General features: G+C 42.9%; 15 protein-coding genes. 9 read left to right on the top strand and 6 right to left on the bottom strand.

The window, feature by feature from the left end; all coding sequences use genetic code 11:
- Positions 1-28 precede the first annotated feature (28 nt).
- Together HC246_RS06390 and HC246_RS06395 are read left to right on the top strand one after the other, a co-directional pair.
- Positions 29-1180 (top strand): UDP-sulfoquinovose synthase, encoded by a 1152-nt coding sequence (locus HC246_RS06390; RefSeq protein WP_169362652.1) that lies wholly within the window; start codon positions 29-31, stop codon positions 1178-1180.
- A 137-nt stretch (positions 1181-1317) separates the two neighbouring features.
- Positions 1318-1695 carry a response regulator gene (locus HC246_RS06395; protein WP_126388235.1) on the top strand — a complete coding sequence of 126 codons (378 nt, stop codon included), beginning with the start codon at positions 1318-1320 and terminating at the stop codon, positions 1693-1695.
- A gap of 52 nt (positions 1696-1747) precedes the next feature.
- Here the strand turns inward: HC246_RS06395 and HC246_RS06400 are convergent, their stop codons facing one another.
- The 3 genes from HC246_RS06400 to HC246_RS06410 form a co-directional block, all read right to left on the bottom strand.
- Positions 1748-2326 carry a rhomboid family intramembrane serine protease gene (locus HC246_RS06400; protein ID WP_169362653.1) on the bottom strand — a complete coding sequence of 193 codons (579 nt, stop codon included), beginning with the start codon at positions 2324-2326 and terminating at the stop codon, positions 1748-1750.
- Positions 2327-2504: 178 nt separating this feature from the next.
- Positions 2505-3092 carry a rhomboid family intramembrane serine protease gene (locus tag HC246_RS06405; RefSeq protein ID WP_169362654.1) on the bottom strand — a complete coding sequence of 196 codons (588 nt, stop codon included), beginning with the start codon at positions 3090-3092 and terminating at the stop codon, positions 2505-2507.
- A gap of 252 nt (positions 3093-3344) precedes the next feature.
- Entirely contained in the window at positions 3345-3509 is a 165-nt protein-coding gene (locus HC246_RS06410) for a hypothetical protein (protein ID WP_169362655.1), read from the bottom strand.
- 335 nt (positions 3510-3844) lie between these two features.
- Between HC246_RS06410 and ftsH the strand changes: the two genes are divergently transcribed.
- From ftsH to HC246_RS06430, 4 genes are all read left to right on the top strand, one after another.
- Positions 3845-5731, top strand: a complete 1887-nt coding sequence (gene ftsH / locus HC246_RS06415; RefSeq protein ID WP_169362656.1) for an ATP-dependent zinc metalloprotease FtsH — start codon at positions 3845-3847, stop codon at positions 5729-5731.
- Between the two features lie 159 nt (positions 5732-5890).
- Positions 5891-6274, top strand: a complete 384-nt coding sequence (crcB, locus tag HC246_RS06420) for a fluoride efflux transporter CrcB (protein WP_169362657.1) — start codon at positions 5891-5893, stop codon at positions 6272-6274.
- 22 nt (positions 6275-6296) lie between these two features.
- Positions 6297-6704 carry a fluoride efflux transporter FluC gene (locus HC246_RS06425; RefSeq protein WP_169362658.1) on the top strand — a complete coding sequence of 136 codons (408 nt, stop codon included), beginning with the start codon at positions 6297-6299 and terminating at the stop codon, positions 6702-6704.
- A gap of 14 nt (positions 6705-6718) precedes the next feature.
- Positions 6719-7609, top strand: a complete 891-nt coding sequence (locus HC246_RS06430; RefSeq protein ID WP_169362659.1) for a bestrophin family protein — start codon at positions 6719-6721, stop codon at positions 7607-7609.
- Positions 7610-7651: 42 nt separating this feature from the next.
- Here HC246_RS06430 and HC246_RS06435 read toward each other — a convergent pair whose 3' ends face one another.
- A complete protein-coding gene (locus HC246_RS06435; protein ID WP_169364506.1) occupies positions 7652-8539 on the bottom strand; it encodes a phytoene synthase in 888 nt (295 codons plus the stop codon).
- Between the two features lie 4 nt (positions 8540-8543).
- Positions 8544-10007: a 15-cis-phytoene desaturase gene (gene pds / locus HC246_RS06440; protein WP_169362660.1), complete on the bottom strand. Its 1464-nt coding sequence runs from the start codon at positions 10005-10007 to the stop codon at positions 8544-8546.
- A gap of 248 nt (positions 10008-10255) precedes the next feature.
- On the opposite strand from pds, the gene HC246_RS06445 reads away from it, so the two are divergent.
- Both HC246_RS06445 and menA read left to right on the top strand, forming a co-directional pair.
- On the top strand, positions 10256-11011 hold the full coding sequence (locus HC246_RS06445) for a Uma2 family endonuclease (protein ID WP_169362661.1): 756 nt from the start codon (positions 10256-10258) through the stop codon (positions 11009-11011).
- 109 nt (positions 11012-11120) lie between these two features.
- Positions 11121-12035: a 2-carboxy-1,4-naphthoquinone phytyltransferase gene (gene menA, locus HC246_RS06450; RefSeq protein ID WP_169362662.1), complete on the top strand. Its 915-nt coding sequence runs from the start codon at positions 11121-11123 to the stop codon at positions 12033-12035.
- A gap of 68 nt (positions 12036-12103) precedes the next feature.
- Here menA and HC246_RS06455 read toward each other — a convergent pair whose 3' ends face one another.
- The gene (locus tag HC246_RS06455; RefSeq protein WP_169362663.1) at positions 12104-14722 is read right to left on the bottom strand and encodes a cation-translocating P-type ATPase; all 2619 of its coding nucleotides are present in this window, start codon (positions 14720-14722) and stop codon (positions 12104-12106) included.
- A gap of 460 nt (positions 14723-15182) precedes the next feature.
- Here HC246_RS06455 and HC246_RS06460 point away from each other — a divergent pair, with 460 nt between their 5' ends.
- The gene (locus tag HC246_RS06460; RefSeq protein WP_169362664.1) at positions 15183-18311 is read left to right on the top strand and encodes a CHAT domain-containing protein; all 3129 of its coding nucleotides are present in this window, start codon (positions 15183-15185) and stop codon (positions 18309-18311) included.
- Positions 18312-18406: the final 95 nt, after the last annotated feature.

The raw sequence follows: 18406 nt of genomic DNA on the forward strand, positions 1-18406 counted from the left end.
CTCAAAATAGTTGTAACCCACAGAATTCATGAAAGTACTGGTAATTGGTGGTGACGGTTATTGCGGATGGGCGACAGCGTTACATCTCGCCAATAAAGGCTATGAGGTTGGTGTTTTAGATAATTTAATTCGCCGACATTGGGACAATGAGTTAGGTGTGGCGACGCTGACCCCGATCGCATCTATTCAAGAGCGGATCTATAAGTGGAAAGCTGTTTCAGGTCAAGACATTGAATTATTTATCGGTGATATTACCAACTACGAATTTTTACTAAAAGCTTTTCGTGGTTTTGAGCCTAATGCAGTCGTGCATTTTGGAGAACAACGTTCAGCACCATTCTCGATGATCGATCGCGAACATGCTGTACTCACGCAAGTAAATAATGTGGTAGGGACATTGAACTTGCTATATGCCATCAAAGAACATAATCCCGAATGTCATTTGGTAAAACTAGGTACGATGGGCGAATATGGTACGCCTAATATCGATATCGAAGAAGGCTATATCACCATTGAGCATAATGGTCGCAAAGATACTCTTCCTTATCCCAAGCAACCAGGTAGTTTTTATCATCTCAGCAAGGTACATGATAGCCACAATATTCAGTTTGCCTGTCGCGCTTGGGGCTTACGGGCGACTGACCTAAACCAAGGCGTTGTTTACGGTGTATTAACTGAAGAGACTGGTACGGATGAGTTACTGATCAATCGCCTTGATTATGATGGTGTATTTGGCACAGCCCTAAACCGCTTTTGTATCCAAGCAGCGATCGGGCATCCTCTGACGGTCTATGGTAAGGGTGGACAGACACGAGGGTTCCTTGATATCCGTGATACCGTGCGCTGTATTGAGTTAGCGATCGCTAATCCTGCGGAAGCAGGCAAGATGCGTGTGTTCAACCAATTTACCGAGCTTTTCTCAATCCGCGATCTGGCGTTGATGGTACAAAAAGCTGGTCAAACCCTTGGCATTAAAGTTGAAGTCCAAAATATAGAGAATCCGCGTGTTGAGCTAGAGGAACATTATTTCAACGCCAAAAATACTAATCTCCTCGATCTCGGACTTCAGCCTCATTTTCTATCAGAGGCTTTGCTAGATTCGTTGCTCAATTTTGCGATTAGATATCGCGATCGCATTGATGAAAAGCAAATTTTACCGAAAGTAAAATGGCGGGGCTAAAACGCGAAAATGAGAAGCGATACAAAGCACCACTTCTCATTTTTATTAGTCCCTGCGATAGAAGCTTTCAGAACAAAAAAGAGGTATCTTAGGTTACATAACAGAGTTATTGTCAAGACCTTCTTACCGTACCTATCATGACATCTTCTACAAAAACTTTGCGCGTTTTGGTGGTGGATGACCACGAACTCACCCGATGTACTTTACAACTAGCACTTTCTTTACAAGCCTGTATAGGTTCAGTAGAGGTTGCCATTAACGGTAAAGAGGCGATCGCTAAAGTCCAAAAGCTTGAGCCTGATGTTGTGGTCATGGACTTACATATGCCCGTGATGGATGGCTGGACAGCTTCCAGTGAAATCAAAAATAAATACCCTCATGTCAAGATTGTGGCTTATTCAGCAGCCGATGGTGGCAAGGCACAGGCAATCTCGAATGGGGCAAATATCGATGCTTTTTGTGATAAGGGAGCCTGTACCCGCAGTTTACTAGAAGCTATTAAAAGTGTTTCTTAAAACTAGTGTTTCTTAAAATAAAAAAGAAGCGGTGCTTTGCACCGCTTCTTTTTTATGGTTTAGATGCTAAGAATTTTGCAGCAATAATCCCCCCAATAAATCCAAATAAAAAGCTTTCCCAAGAAATATTAGATTGTTTCGGTAATATACCAAAAAATAGAAGCGCACAAAGGATTATAGCAATAGCAATCGAAGTATAAAATATCGCAAATTTACGTTCTAAGTAAATTTGAAATAGACAATAACCATAGAATCCAAAAACTACACCACCTGCACCAATATGTAGTGTATTAGGTTTGCCAATTAGCCAAGTTCCGAAGCCACTCGAAATAACTGATGAACAAAACACAAAATAAAAATCTTTGATGCTTCTGTTAATTACCAACCAACCCAAAATAATAAATGGGACTGTATTTTCGGCAACCGAATAAAAGTTTGCATGGATAAAAGGAGCTATGAATATACCGCGAAAGCCAACGATACTTTGAGGCATAATCCCAAATGAGATCAAGCTCCTATTAAATAAAAATTCATTTATAGCTACTACAATCCAAAAAACTGATGCTAAGAGAAATAGAATAAAAATCTTTTTCTGTTGTTCTTTATTCAATGGGTTTATTTTCTGACTCATATTTTTATCTCCATATCTCAAAGAGTTACACAAAGATTTTTTAATTAATCGTATCGTCAGCTTCAGTGAAAAATTATTTTGATATTTATCTTGATAAATTTACTGATAAATAAATTTATCAAGATAAATATCTCAGGCTTTAGGAGACAATATGAGCAGAGCTTTCAAGCATCTATAACTAAAGTCTATTATTCTTACTCTCAGATAGCATCTTAGCGGCAATAATTCCACCAATAAACCCAAACAAATGTCCTTCCCAAGAAATGTAGGCTCGTGTTGGTAATACCCCCCAAACTAATCCGCCATAGATCATAGCGACTATCACGGAAATTGCGATCGCCACAAAACTTCGCTCAAAGTAACCCCGAAATAGCAAATATCCAAAATATCCAAAAATTACGCCACTCGCACCAATGTGTACAGAATCAGGTCTACCTACTAGCCATGTTCCTAGACCACCGATTAACGCTGATATAAAAGATACGAAATAAAAATCATTGATGTTTCGTAACATCACAAACCACCCTAAAACAATAAAGGGCAGTGTATTAGCGGCAACATGATAAAACCCTCCATGCAAAAAGGGAGCAAACAGAATACCGCGCAAACCTATCAAGTGATGAGGCAGAATCCCTAAAGCATTAAGCCTGCCACCAAACAATAATTCATTAACAATAACTACAGCCCAAAAGACTATGACGCAACTTCCTAAAATCTTAAATTGAGTTTTTAGTTCTCCACTAATTGCTTGTAGCTTTTGCTTCACGATTTTTACTCCAGACTTAAAGCAAGTTTTGACAGCGATCTTGATGTACAGATAGCGCTTTGCTTTACCTGTACTAATCCTAAAAGTTAATTGAAAGCGATCGCCTTTCTAACTTAACTATCATAAACAATCTCGCCAAAGACAATGCTCAAAAAGTCTCAAGATTAGGGATGCTGAATTTTCTCAGATATAGTCTGGAAGTGCCCCCAAAGGGAGAACTTCCACAAACCATTTAGAGTTGCTATATCCCAATTAGTTTTTAGGCTGTTCAATAATGCGAATATTCACATATTGATCGTTTTTCAGCTTTTCCTTAATTTTTTTCTCCATCTCTTGTTCTTTCTTCTTATCAGAATCATTCATCTGTTGGGAAAGCCATAGACATCCAGTAACTAACAAAGCCCCAATAATTTCCATATAAATTTTTATGCAAATTCGTGATGGCGAATATTAAGCCTTTCAAATTTTATTAGTCAAGTAAATTACATATAAAATCTATAAAATTGTCAGAACTTAACATAATTGCTAAATAGGTAGGGATGGCAGCGCTTCGCGCTGCCATCCCTACCTATTTTAATGTCCTACAAAGCAAGACTCAAATGAAGAAAAACAGGCGCAAGTAACGCCTTTGCTATGGATATGGAGCGCTTTCCTTTGGATAGATATTTGCGATCGCACGATTACATTACTTGAGGATCGTGGTAAGTTAAGTTTAGTTAAGAAATTATTTTGAACATCAGGCTCTTTGCTATATGAAATCCTCTTGGAGAACTGCACTGCTGTGGTTGCTGCCCATAGCGATAATTGGCTTTTTTGGCTGGCAGACATTAGTTGCTCGTCCTGCCCCTAGTCGTCCAACGGTGAATGCAGCAAATACCCGCATCGCCTACGGAAGATTTCTTGAGTATCTTGATGAACATCGAGTACGCAAGGTCGATATTTTTGATGGTGGTCGCACGGCGGTAATCGTAGCAAGCGATCCCCAAATTGAGGGCAAAGAGCAACGCGCTAGAGTTGACTTGCCACTATATGCCCCAGAGTTGATGGACAAACTCAATGAAGGTGGTGTGGACTTAGCAATTTATCCACCTAGCAACAATGGCGCGATCTGGAGTGTTCTTAGCAATTTAGTTTTCCCCGTTGCTTTAATCGCAGGTTTATTTTTCCTATTCCGTCGTTCCAATCAAATGGGCGGTCCCGGACAAGCTATGGACTTTGGTAAGTCTAAGGCGCGTTTTGCGATGGATGCCAAGACAGGTGTAATGTTTGATGATGTCGCTGGTATCGAAGAAGCTAAGGAAGAACTACAAGAAGTTGTCACTTTCTTGAAAAAGCCTGAACGCTTTACCGCCGTTGGCGCAAAGATTCCTAAGGGTGTTTTGTTAATTGGACCTCCCGGAACTGGTAAGACCTTGCTTGCCAAGGCGATCGCTGGTGAAGCTGGCGTACCTTTCTTCTCCGTGTCTGGTTCTGAGTTCGTGGAAATGTTCGTCGGTGTTGGCGCATCCCGTGTCCGTGACTTGTTCAAGAAGGCGAAAGAAAACGCACCTTGCATCATCTTTATCGATGAAATTGATGCGGTAGGTCGTCAACGTGGCGCTGGTATCGGTGGCGGTAATGACGAACGCGAACAAACCCTCAACCAAATCCTCACGGAAATGGATGGTTTTGAAGGTAACTCTGGTGTGATCGTTATTGCCGCAACTAACCGTGCTGATGTCCTTGACTCCGCCCTGTTGCGTCCCGGTCGTTTTGATCGCCAAATCAATGTCGATCCACCTGATATCAAGGGTCGTTTGCAAGTATTGAATGTTCATGCTCGCGACAAAAAAATTAGCCCTGAAGTTTCCCTAGAAGCGATCGCCCGTCGTACCCCCGGGTTTGCGGGTGCTGACCTTGCGAACTTACTTAATGAAGCCGCAATTCTCACCGCTCGTCGTCGTAAGGATGCGATGACGATGGCAGAAATTGATGACGCTGTAGATCGCATCATTGCGGGTCTAGAAGGCAAAGCCCTCGTTGATAGCCGTAATAAGCGTTTGATTGCTTATCACGAAGTTGGTCACGCGATCGTCGGTACTTTGATGAAGGAGCATGATCCTGTGCAGAAAGTGACTCTCATTCCTAGAGGACAGGCGGCTGGTTTGACATGGTTTACTCCCGATGAAGAACAAACCCTGATCTCTCGTGGTCAAATCCTTGCTCGCATCACGGCTGCCCTCGGTGGACGTGCTGCGGAAGAAGCTGTATTTGGTTCTGCGGAAGTGACTACTGGCGCAGGTGGTGACTTACAACAGGTCAGTGGCATGGCGCGTCAGATGGTGACTCGCTTTGGTATGTCCAATATCGGTCAACTTGCCCTCGAAGGTCAAAGCTCTGAAGTATTCCTCGGACGTAGCATGGGTGGCGGATCCCAATATTCTGAAGATATTTCAGCAAAGATCGATCAACAAGTTCGTGAAATCGTGCAGAAATGCTATCAAACAGCGCTGCAAATTGTGTATGAAAACCGCACAGCGATCGATCGCGTTGTCGATCTTCTCATTGAAGCAGAAACGCTAGATGGCGATGAGTTTCGTCGCATCATCTCTGAGTACACTACCGTTCCTGTAAAAGAACGTTTTGTTCCTCAGATCTAAAATCTAAAGAAACAGCTTAGGTTTAATTGATAAATCAACCCTAAAAATCAAAAAAACTGGGAGGTGCAAAGCACCTCCCAGTTTTTTTGTGCAGAAGAGAGTTGCGGCGCTTTGCGCCGCAACTCTCTTGACTAGGATAGAAAACGCTATAATGCCAATATGTCTGACATTATGAATGTTCTTATGATTGCATTAGGGGCAGTTGCTGGAGCACTGTCGCGTTTTTACATTACAGAATGGACAAAAGCCAAATTTGGTACGAAATTTCCCTATGCTACCTTCGCCATTAACTTAACTGGATGCTTAGCTATAGGATTCTTTTTCACCATTTCTAAAGGAATTACTGGTTATCCTGCGGAATTAGATTTATTAATTAGAATTGGATTTTTAGGTTCCTATACTACCTTCTCAACCTATGGTTTTGATACACTCACTTTATTGCGGAGTAAACAAATCGTGGCAACAGTTTTCTATTGGTTAGGAAGCGTGATATTCGGTTTAGGGGCAGTGGTTTTAGGGGCAGCGATCGCTAAGTTTATATAAAATAAATTGAGGTACAAGGTTAATGGATTGGTTGAAGGGACGTTATGCCATAGCGATCGCGATCGGTGCAGTATTTGGAGCCTTGAGTCGTTTTTATGGAACGGAATTGGCTAAGGTAATATGGGGTAAGGATTTTGGATTTTACGGGACTTTCTTGATCAATGTAACGGGTTGTTTGCTCATTGCCTATATTCTGACATTAGCAACTGAGCATATTCGCAACATCTCACCAGAATTACGCCTCATGACAACCACTGGCTTCTGTGGCGCATATACTACTTTCTCATCCTATGGATTAGAAGCTAGAGGTTTTCTCGAACAGAGGAATATCACAATGTTATTAATTTATTTAGGTGGTAGTGCGATCGTTAGTATGATTGCTATCCAAGCTGGTGTTTTATTAGCAAGGGCAAGTGCCAAAAACTTTTAGAGATATGGAAGTGCATGAAAAAAGATAGTTGGTTTCACATTGCACTACGATGGAGAGGCTCAGTTGTTCCAGAAGTATTGCCCCGCTCTCTATTATGTGGATTGTTTGGCGGTCTAATTTACATTCTCCATCTATTTAAGATTCAAGTTTCCCTTCCGATTTTAGGTAGCATCATTCCGAATATTGTGTTGGGCTTATTGTTAGTATTCCGTACTAATACAGCCTATGAAAGATTTTGGGAAGGTCGTAAAGCATGGGGACTGTTGGTAAATACGGTACGGAATCTAACCCGACAAATATTAGTCGCAATTTCAGAACAGGAACCTCACGATCGCCAAGCCAAAATCACCGCAGTTAAGCTATTGCCAGCCTTTGCGATCGCCTTAAAACTACATTTGCGATCGGAGGCAATTAATGCAGAGCTAGCAGCTAATCTCTCTGCTGCCCAATTTGATCGTCTAAAAACGATGAATCATCCACCACTCGAAATTGCCTTTTGGATTAGTAGCTATTTGCAAGAACAAACTCATCAGGGCAAACTCGATCGCTATCAGCTAGGCGATATGATTAACCTATTGCATCAAATGACTGATGTTGTGGGCATTTGTGAGCGCATTCTCAGAACCCCAATGCCCCTAGCCTATTCTATCCACCTTAAGCAGTTACTCATGATTTATTGTCTGTCACTACCATTTCAAATGGTTAATCAACTGGAATGGATGACAGCCCCAATTGTTGCTTTGATTAGTTTTACGCTCTTAGGTATTGAAGAGATTGGCATTCAAATAGAAGATCCCTTTGGACATGATGCTAATGATTTGCCCTTGGACAATATCTGCAATACGATGATCCGTAATATCGAAGATTTGATCCTTGTTAGTGATACTCAGGCAAATAAGAATTAAAAAAGGATTCACTCAGTGAATCCTTTTTTAATTCTTATTTGCTTAAGATGTCTGAGCTTTGAGCCATGCCCAAGGTAAAGCCAACACTTTGCCAGAGTTTGGGACAAAAGCACGCTGCTTAAAGACTTCGTAGTGATTTTTTTCGATCGCTTTTAAAATATTGCGATACAAAATTAAGGACGACCATACTGGCCATCGAGCATCGCGACAGAGTGCCGAAATACCATCCTCAGCATGTTGATAAAATTCACGCGCTCTTTGGATTTGGAAACGCATTAACTCGACCCACCGATCATCGACGACACCATTTAATAAATCTTTTTCGGTATAGTCGAAATAGTGCAAATCCTCAAGGGGTAAATAAATGCGTCCTCTCTGAGCATCTTCACCAATATCTCGCAAAATATTAGTTAACTGCATGGCAATACCTAAAGCGATCGCCGCCTCAGTCGCCGTCGCAATTACCGAGGGATCTTTGGTCTCAAAGCCCATGATTGCAGCAGACATCAAGCCCACTGTACCTGCGACACGATAGCAGTACAAATGCAGATCGTCGAAGGTTTGGTAGCGATCATATTTCAGATCCATCCGCATTCCAGAGATCATGTCTTTGAAGGGCTGGATGGGCATGGGGTACTGCTTGACAGTGTCCGCTAAAGCGATATCCGATGCATGGATCGGATCACCACGAAATGTCGCCTCCAACTGTTTCTCCCAGTTAAAGAGCGTTTCCGCATCGGTGGTTTCTGCTTGCATACCATCTACAAGCTCGTCGGTACGGCGACACCAAGCATATATAGCCCAAACTGCTCGCCGTTTTGCTTCGGACATCAGCATTGTGCCAAGATAAAAGGTCTTGGCGTACTTTGCCGTGATGCAACGACAAATCTCGTAGGCTTCCTCCAGACTGACTGGCTGACGCATTCCCATCGGCTTAGGCACTGACGACAGATGGATTTGACTGGTTTTGGTTAGAGGTTCGACCAAGGACTTTACTTCCAGAAGATTGACTTGCTTTTTGATTTGAGCTTTGACTTGCTTTATGGATTTCCTGTGCTGTTAGCTTACCAGAAAGTACCGCCCCTTCCATACTCCCAAAAAAGGGCTGTGCTGTATAGCTACCTGACAAAAAGAAATTAGCGATCGGTGTGGCTTGACTAGGACGGAATTGCTCGCGTCCGGGGGTTGCTGTATAAATCGATCGCGGAGTCTTGACAACATGGGACTTTAAGACTTTGGCGGGACTGGGGAGATGCTGCGGAAATAGTTTGGCAAGCTCGTTTAGGGTTGCTTCGACGATTTCACTATTGGGGCGATCAATCCAATCGGCAGCAGGGGCAAATACTAGCTCTAGCATCGATTTGTCAGGGTCGGCATATTCCTTGCAGGAGTTACTCATGTCGGAGTAAACACTTAGCAGGGGCGATCGCGAAAATAGGGTGTGATCAATATCGGTAAGCTTGCGATCGAACCAGATCTGCACGCTGATTACGGGTACGCCTTCAAGATTGTCTAGCTGTTTAAAATAGGGCAAGCCTTGCCAAGGATCAGGAATATAGTTCTTAAATGCGTCTACTGACATTGCGGAAACGTAAGCATCGGCAAGGATTTCGCGACTGGGTGAACCATCTGTGCCTTGGACGATTAATTTTTCTACATTACCTTCGGCATCAGTGACGATTTCCTTGAGAGCTACGCCTGTATGAACTTCGCCGCCTTTTGCCACGACATAATCAACGATGGGCTGGCAGAGACGTTCAGGGGGTGCGCCATCGAGATAGGCAATTTTCGAGCCGTCCTTTTGTTGCAAAAACTTGTTGAGAGCGCGGAGGGGAATCGTTGCCGAAATCACATCGGGATCGATAAATTTGAGGGATTTGCAAACGGCAATAAAAATATCAGTAGTAATGTCCTTACCGATGCCGCGCATTTCTAGCCATTCCTCAAAGGTATATTTGTCCATCGAGACAACGTAGTCATCGCCACGAATAATTGCAGGAATTAGCCCGATCGCAAACCTTATTTTCTGCTCCCAAGTGAGCATATCGTTGTTGCGAAGAATCGAGACAATGATATTAAAGGGTGAGGGGATGTCGGGTACATCAAACCATGACAGTACCCCCGGCTTTTCAGGTTGATTAAAAATTAAAGCATGGCGTTTCCATTGCAGGCGATCGAGGATATTTAGCTCACCCATCAGTTGCAACATATTGGGATAAGCCCCAAAAAAGTTATGTAGCCCCGTTTCGATCCAGTCGCCATCGGCATCCTTCCATGCTGCTACTAAGCCGCCAAGAACGTTACTGCGCTCTAGCAAAATCGGCTGATGTCCTAAATCCACCAAATACTTGGCACAGGATAATCCTGCTAACCCTCCTCCAGCGATCGCCACGCGCATATTGCTCTAGTACCTGTACGTTTAATTTTTTTGATTACTTAAATCCATCTTACTTTGCAAAGCTTAATAATTTACTAATTTTTTGTCTAAACTGGGGCAAATCTAAAGAGAGGAATAGTAGTGCTTCGCACTACTATTCCTCTCTAAGCAAAACTTTTATAGCTACTCCCTTCCCGTTGTGCCGCAACGGCTAATCCTTCACTGGCAAGGGAGTATGATGTTTAGTAATCTCATGTGGAGATACAACTATGGTCATTATTTCTGGTCAGCGTTTGCCAACTGCCGAAGAACTGCCTCACAGTGACGATACCCCCGTGGATAACGAGCTTCAAAATCATATTCCCAATCTTTTATTAAATATTCTGCTCAGTATTTGGGGCGATCGCCAAGATTGGTTCTTCGGTGTGGATATGGCGGTGTATTACGACCCCAATAAACCGCAGATTGTCCCTGACGGCTTTTTGGCAATGGGTGTACCTCGAAATACAGGCGATCGCGGTCGTCTGAGTTATTTAGTATGGCAAGAACAATATGTCTTACCAAAATTGGTACTAGAAGTTGTCTCTGAAAAATACAATGGCGAATATGAGAAAAAGCTAGAGGACTATCAAAGTATTGGGGTGCTTTACTATGTGATTTACAATCCCTTAGCGGGAAAGCAATCAAGATATAAGCAACGCCAACCTTTAGAGGTTTATCAACTGGTCAATCAAAAATATCAGCTATTAACAGGTAATCCTGTATGGCTGCCTGAGATTGGTTTGGCGATCGGTTATGAACACGCTGATCATGCCAACTGGGAACGGGAATGGTTATTTTGGTATGACGAAACAGGACAAAGATATTTAACTGATCGCGAGAAGATCGCGGCAGCGGAATCAACAATTTTGGCAATGTGGGAAGCAAATGAGCAGGAACGCCAAGCTAATGAGCAAGAGCGTCAAGCTAAGGAAAAGTTAGAAAATTATCTCAGGTCAATGGGGATTAACCCTGACGACATCTGATGATAGAGCTGCTTCGCACCTCTATCATCAACGGCATATATATTGAGGGTGCAAACCACTGTAAACTACAGAAATTAGATTTACAGTCTTTTAGTCATTTTTAGCCATTATGGTAAAAAGTCTCGTTGATTCCCCTGAGCTATCTCCCAAGACATCTCGCAAGCTATGGATGGCGGCGATTAAATTACCAATGTATAGCGTAGCGATCGTGCCGATCGCCACGGGTACAGCGATCGCCTATCGCGATACTGGGGCAATTAACTGGAGTATTTTTTTGACCTTTTTGGTTTCCGCCATTTTGATTTTGGTCTGGGAAAATCTCTGTAATGACGTATTTGACGCGGAGACGGGGATTGATGTCAATAAGGCGCATTCGGTGGTCAATCTCACGGGCAAGAAAAATGTAATTTTTGCGATCGCCAATATTTGCTTACTTGCGGGAATTAGTGGCGTATTGGCGATTTCATGGCTACAGCAGGATTTATTTGTGGTCAGCGCGATCGCCATTTGTTGTTTTCTGGGCTATATCTACCAAGGCCCCCCCTTTCGCTTGGGCTACCAAGGCTTAGGCGAAATTTTATGCTTTTTTGCCTTTGGGCCTTTGGGTGTTTCGGCAGCCTATTACAGTCAAGCTAAGTCTTGGTCAGTTGGTTCCCTTGCTGCTGCGATCATTGTCGGGATTATCACCAGTTTGATTTTGTTCTGCTCCCATTTCAATCAAGTTGCCGATGATCTAGCGGCAGGCAAAAAATCTCCTGTGGTAAGACTAGGAACGAAGCGATCGGCTCAGCTTTTACCTTGGCTCTGTGGGGTGATTTATGCAATTACGATCGCGGCGATCATTTGCAACTTTTTCCCCATCTGGACAGCGATCGTGTTAGTCAGCTTACCGATCGCTTGGAATTTATGTACCTTCATTGGCGAGAATCATGATCAAGCCGATCTATTACTAAATTGTCGATTTATCGCAGTGGCTTTACATTTTGTCGTTGGCTCAGGGCTGAGTATTAGCTTAATTTTTTAGCAAAAGCGGTACGTTGTAACGCACTAGAAAATTAAAGATAGGCGGCGCGAAGCGTCGCCTATCTTTGTTTATGAGTTTCTCCATTTGAGGAACTCAAACCAAATGACGCTGGCGATACCTGATAGGAGGGCGATCGCTAAATCTTCAAATTGCAGATAGGAAAACTGGAAGAGTTGCCTTAAAAAAGGAACGTATAGGATTAATCCCAGAAATACGATCGCGCCACTAATAATCCACCAGATTGAAGCATTAGGAACTTTCATCGTACTGAGAATCGTTCTTGTCCATGAGCGATTGGTGAGAATCATCGCAAGGTTAGACACAATCAAGGTGGTAAAGACCAAGCCTCTTGCACCACAGGCTCCTGCACTACATAAGACAACATCAGGGGCAAATTTGCCGTGATAATTGGCGATCGCATAGACAATTACCAACACTACTAAGACGCTCAATCCTTGAAATAGAGATAACCATAATGTGCGCCGATCAAAGAGTGGTTCCTTCGGATTGCGGGGTGGACGCTGCATCACATTGGCTTCGGCTGCTTCGGCTTCAAAGGCGATCGTGCAGGCGGGATCGATGATTAGATGCAGGAAGGCAATATGAATCGGCAAAAGTACTAACGACCATTGCATAAAAATAGGAACTAAGGATATCCCTGCGATCGGCACATGAACCGCGAGGGTATAAGCCATACCTTTTTTAAGATTATCGAAAATGCGGCGACCTAACTTGACTGATTCCACAATCGAGGTGAAGTCATCATTCAGTAAAACTAAATCTGCGGATTCTCTCGCCACATCTGTACCTCTACCGCCCATCGCAATCCCAATGTGAGCCGCCTTAAGGGCAGGGGCATCATTGACACCATCGCCTGTCATCGCGACGATTTCACCGCTTTGCTTCAGGGCATTCACAATTAAGAGCTTTTGTTCAGGCACAACACGAGCAAAAATATTCGTACTCCGAATCCGCGATCGCAGTTGTTCTGCAGTCATTTGTTCGAGTTCTGCGCCCGTGATCACTTCCCCACTGGTTAGCCCAATTTGTTTAGCGATATTTTGCGCCGTTGAGGGGTAGTCACCCGTAATCATCACGACGCGAATTCCTGCCTGATAACATTCAGCGATCGCAGGGGCAACCGTAGGACGAACGGGATCGGTTAAGCCAACTAAACCAATAAATTCAAAATCAAAATCATGTTGGCGCAAAGGTAGGGAACCATCCGTAGGTGGTCGATGCCTTGGACTATTAGGAGAAAGGTAGCCCTTGGCAACACCAAGTACCCGTAACCCAGCCGCCGCCATGATATTTGCCTGTAGCTCCAAATCCGTGAGCATCTCAGGACTAAAATGGCAAAGATCAGCGATCGCTTCTGGTGCACCTTTCGCGGCGATTTCCTTTGCACCACCTGCGATGGGTTCCCAAACACAGGACATGGCACGTAACTCTCCTGACAAGGGATATTCACGTAAAGTATTCCAATCATCATGGAGATGTTCTGTACCTACTAGTAGCTGAGAACCAACCAATTTCAGAGCCTTTTCCATCGGGTCAAAAGGATCTTTACGACTGGCGAGAATGCCATATTCAATTAAGCGATGGAAATCCTCTGGCAAGGCTTCACGCTCATGCAAAGTGAGATCGTAAAAAGCAGGATTTTGCGAACCTTCTTGATAAACAAATAATTGCTGCACTGTCATTTGATTGAGGGTGAGCGTCCCTGTTTTGTCCACACAAAGCACCGTAGCCGAGCCAAGGGTTTCTACAACAGGAATGCGCCTTGTTAATACATTTTGCAACGAAAATCGCCATGCACCTAATGCTAAAAAGATGGCAAGAACTACAGGAATTTCATTGGGCAAAATCGCCATCCCCAGCGCTAAGCCAGCTAATACGCCATGCAACCAATCGCCGCGAGTAATTCCATAAATCACTACGGCAATGATACAAATAGCGATCGCAATAATCGTCAGTTGTTTAACAATCCGCCGCGTTTCCTGTTGCAGTTTAGAATCTTCCTGTTCAATCGTTTGTAGAGCCTTACCGATTTTGCCCATTTCCGTTTTTGAGCCAGTGGCTTGGACTTCAACGATCGCCTGTCCCTGCACAGCCAGAGTTCCCGAATAGACATAGGGCAAATCGTCACCACCAGACCGATTGACTGGTAGCGGCAAACTGTCATCCATTGCAACTTTTCGCACAGGCAGAGATTCCCCTGTTAAGAGCGATTCATCGACGGTGAGGTGCGTTGACCATAGCAATACACCATCCGCAGGAATGCGATCGCCTTCCGCAAGAACGATCAAATCTCCACGCACCACTTCTCGACCTGCGATCCGCTTGCGCTCGCCATCGCGAATGACAAGGGCGCGAGGACTAGATAGGTCTCGTAAAGCTTCAAGGGATTTCTCTGTTTTTTGTTCTTGATAGAGATTAATTCCCACAATAAAGAAGACAAAACCTAGCAATATCAATGCTTCCTGAGCATCACCGAGAAATAGATAAATCCCGCCACAACCAAGTAATAGTAAGAAAATTGGTTCGCTAGCGATTTCCCAAATGATTCCCCAAATATTGCGGCGATCACTAGCTGGCAATTCATTATATCCCTCAACTTGAAGGCGTTGGCAAACTTCCTGTTCTGAGAGTCCTGTTAACTCTTGTGGATTAATTACAGTGCTCATAGGTCTATCACCAACATTTTGTAAGAAGGAGCATAATCAACATTCGCGATCGCGAAGTATTTGATTATGCATCTGTTTCGATCTTATGCCAGTTCTATAAACGTTGCATCATGCTTGTTGTCACACAGCACTATTAATGAGAAGTATCGTCTATAGGAATCAGGAAAAGATAGAAATAGTAGCTAATATGGAAGTCTAATCGCTTTATATTGCAAGGCTTTCGCCTATAAAACTCGTCATATATAATCGCTTGTAATTTTCATACAGTAATTTGCTAAGTTTAGTAACTTTTTTTGTTTGTAGAGGCAATTAGTAAATTCATAGCAAAAGATGAAAATCTGAATGCATAAAATTTTTGGTTAAGTTTTTTGCAACGGCTATTTGTTTTTGGAGAGGTAGCTTTAAGCTTTGTGGTAAATAATTGCAAATTGCAAATTTTGATGTCAGTTTGAGGCTTTTAATGATGAATCGTTTAGCTGGTTTTGGGATGATCGCGGCTCTGTTGGCGGGTGTGCCGTCTATAATCATCGCCGAAGGCGTAAAGGCGCAAACGGTTCAAAATCGCAAAGCAGAAGCAGAGAGGCTTTTAGAGCAAGGAGTTAAGTTATATCAAGCTAGTCGTTATCAAGAAGCAATTCAAGTATTGGATTCGGCTCTAGGAATCTATCGCGAGATTAAACATCACACGGGTGAAGCAATTGCGCTGCTTGGTTTAGGTCTTGTTAACAAGAGTCTTGGGCAGTACCAGAAGGCAATTGATTACCACCAGCAATCCTTAGCAATCCAAAAGCAAATTGGTGATCGCGATGGTGAAGCAACGTCACTCAACAATCTGGGGGGTGCATACGATAGTCTCGGACAGTACCAGAAAGCGATTGATTTCTATCAGCAATCCTTAGCGATCCAAAAGCAAATTGGCGATCGCAAAGGTGAAGTTGATTTGCTCTTTAGCTTGGGTGATGCCTACAAAAATTTAGAACAGTATCAGAAAGCAATCGACTACTATCAGCAGTCCTTGGTAATCTATAAGCAAATCGGCGATCGCAAGAGCGAAGCAGCATCTTTAAGCCGTCTTGGTCTTGCATATAAAAACTTTGGACAGTATCAGAAAGCAATTGAATATTATCAACAGTCTCTCGCTATCCAAAGACAAATCGGTGATCGCAAAGGTGAAATAAAGTTACTTCTGAGTTTGGGTGATACATATGAAAATTTAGAACAGTATCAGAAGGTAATTGAGCATTATCAGCAATCTCTTATCCTTCAAAAAGAAATTGGCGATCGCAAGGGTGAAGCGGAGTCACTTTTGAGTTTAGGTGATGCATACAACAGCTTGGCACAATACCAGAAAGGAATTGATTTTTATCAGCAATCTTTAAAAATTAGACAGGAAATTGGCGATCGCAAGGGTGAAGCACTTTTAATCAACAATCTAGGATTCAGTTATTATAGTTTTTCGCAATATCAAAAAGCGATTGATCTTTTTCAGCAATCTTTAAAAATCAGACGGGAACTCGGCAATCGCAAGGGTGAAGCACAATCTTTAAATAATTTGGGTGCTGTATATAGAGATCTTGGGCAGATTCAGATAGCGATCAACTACTATCAACAAGCATTAGCGATCACACAACAAATTGGCGATCTTGATGGTGAAGTATCACCTCTCAGTAATTTGGGGGTTGCATACTATAATCTAGGACAGTATCAAAAAGCAATTGAATACTATCAACAATCCCTTAACATTTCTAGGAAACTTAATAAGCGCAATGGTGAAGCTACTTCGCTAAGCAATCTAGGCGTTGCATATAGCAATCTCGGACAGTACCAAAAAGCGATTGAATACTATCAGCAAACCTTAGTAATCTTTAAGCAAATCGGTGATCGCCAAGGTGAAGCAACGTCACTGAATAATCTAGGTAACGCATACGACAATCTCGGACAGTATCAGAAAGCTATTGATTTCTTGCAGCAATCCTTAGCGATCAAAAAACAAATCGGCGATCGCAATGGTGAAGCAACATCACTGAATAATCTAGGTAACGCATACGACAGTCTCGGACAGTATCAGAAAGCTATTGATTTCTTGCAGCAATCCTTAGCGATCTTTAAGCAAATCGGCGATCGCAATGGTGAAGCATGGTCTCTCAATAATCTGGGTGCAGCCCTTAATCAACTCAACCAAACCGATATTTCCATCGTTTTTTACAAACAGGCTATCAACACCTTTGAAGCCATTCGCAAAGACATCAAAGGATTGAAAAAAGAAGAACAGCAATCCTTTATTACTAGCATTGCATTCAGCTATCGTGACCTCGCTGATATCCTGATTAAACAAGATCGCGTCATGGAAGCCCTACAAATCCTCGATCTGCTCAAAGTCCAAGAACTTGAGGACTATCTCAAAAATATTAAAGGGAGTGACAGATCAGCGCAGGGAGTCAGACTATTAGCACCAGAAAAAGCTCTTAGCGATAAGCTCTTAAACATTAGCTCTGACAATAGCAAAGACATCAATAACCAACTTGCCAACCAAATCCAACAACTTCCCAAATCCGAAATTAACAAAGTCCCCGACTATCTCAACCAAATCCCGCAGGGAAATGTGCTGATCTATCCCTTAATCCTCAACGACAGACTAGAAATCATTCTCTTTGCTCCCAACACCTTACCCATTCATCGCACTGTCAATATCAAAAAAGATGATCTAGAAAAATTAATCACCGAATTTCGAGCAGGTTTACAGGATAGCGGCTTTGAAGACTTTCGAGAACCTTCGCAGCAACTCTATAGGCTCCTGATTAAACCCATCGAAACCGAACTAATCAATGCCAAAACTACTACGATTCTCTATGCTCCTGATGGTATCCTGCGTTATGTTCCTCTTGCTGCGCTCAATGATGGCAAACAATGGCTAGCCGAGAAATATCGCATTAGTAATCTCATTGCCTATAGCCTCAGTGATTTTAGTCCTCAGCCGAAAACAGAACCAAGCATCCTCGCAGGAGCCTTTGGTGGTAAAGCAGGAGAGCGTAAATTTGGACAAATTGCCCTACCTGCTAGCATTACCGAAGTTAAGGGAATATCGAATTTATTCCCAAATTCTTTTGCTCTATTTGAAAATGACTTTAGCCGCGCCACCACCGAAGCCAAATTTAAAAACTATAATATTCTCCATTTTGCTACCCATGCTGAATTTAATACAGGTGCGCCTGATAACTCCTTCATCATCTTTGGTAATGGGGACAAGATCCGATTGAGCGAACTTACTGACTGGCAAATTCCCAATGTGAATTTAATCGTACTTAGTGCTTGTCAAACTGGTTTAAGTACTCTTGGCTCTGGGGTAGAAATCTTAGGCTTTGGTTATCAAGTGCAGAAAGTCGGCGCAAAACAGGCGATCGCTTCTCTCTGGTCTGTCAGTGATGAGGGGACTCAGGCTTTGATGACGGCTTTTTATCGGGAACTGCAAAAAGGTGATGTTACACCGATTGAGGCTTTGCATAGGGCGCAAGTTGCTCTGATTAAATCAGAAAAGTTTAGTCATCCGAGTTACTGGTCTGCTTTCTTTGCGATCGGTAATGGATTGTAGTTCTGCCGAACTGGTGCAAGATCTCAGTAAACTAAAAATCGAGAAGTTTGTTCCGCCCGCTAGGCGGACGAAGCAAACTCTAGTTTTGGGTTTTA

This window comes from Pseudanabaena yagii GIHE-NHR1 (assembly GCF_012863495.1).
Lineage (GTDB): Bacteria > Cyanobacteriota > Cyanobacteriia > Pseudanabaenales > Pseudanabaenaceae > Pseudanabaena > Pseudanabaena yagii.

Bases quoted from the DNA above. Each gene is read 5' to 3' on its own strand.
- HC246_RS06425 (WP_169362658.1), top strand. From the start codon at position 6,297: ATGGATTGGTTGAAGGGACGTTATGCCATAGCGATCGCGATCGGTGCA.
- HC246_RS06400 (WP_169362653.1), bottom strand. From the start codon at position 2,326: ATGAGTCAGAAAATAAACCCATTGAATAAAGAACAACAGAAAAAGATT.
- HC246_RS06430 (WP_169362659.1), top strand. From the start codon at position 6,719: ATGAAAAAAGATAGTTGGTTTCACATTGCACTACGATGGAGAGGCTCA.
- HC246_RS06445 (WP_169362661.1), top strand. From the start codon at position 10,256: ATGGTCATTATTTCTGGTCAGCGTTTGCCAACTGCCGAAGAACTGCCT.
- menA (WP_169362662.1), top strand. From the start codon at position 11,121: ATGGTAAAAAGTCTCGTTGATTCCCCTGAGCTATCTCCCAAGACATCT.
- HC246_RS06410 (WP_169362655.1), bottom strand. From the start codon at position 3,509: ATGGAAATTATTGGGGCTTTGTTAGTTACTGGATGTCTATGGCTTTCC.
- ftsH (WP_169362656.1), top strand. From the start codon at position 3,845: ATGAAATCCTCTTGGAGAACTGCACTGCTGTGGTTGCTGCCCATAGCG.
- pds (WP_169362660.1), bottom strand. From the start codon at position 10,007: ATGCGCGTGGCGATCGCTGGAGGAGGGTTAGCAGGATTATCCTGTGCC.
- HC246_RS06435 (WP_169364506.1), bottom strand. From the start codon at position 8,539: ATGGGAATGCGTCAGCCAGTCAGTCTGGAGGAAGCCTACGAGATTTGT.
- crcB (WP_169362657.1), top strand. From the start codon at position 5,891: ATGTCTGACATTATGAATGTTCTTATGATTGCATTAGGGGCAGTTGCT.
- HC246_RS06460 (WP_169362664.1), top strand. From the start codon at position 15,183: ATGATGAATCGTTTAGCTGGTTTTGGGATGATCGCGGCTCTGTTGGCG.
- HC246_RS06390 (WP_169362652.1), top strand. From the start codon at position 29: ATGAAAGTACTGGTAATTGGTGGTGACGGTTATTGCGGATGGGCGACA.
- HC246_RS06395 (WP_126388235.1), top strand. From the start codon at position 1,318: ATGACATCTTCTACAAAAACTTTGCGCGTTTTGGTGGTGGATGACCAC.
- HC246_RS06455 (WP_169362663.1), bottom strand. From the start codon at position 14,722: ATGAGCACTGTAATTAATCCACAAGAGTTAACAGGACTCTCAGAACAG.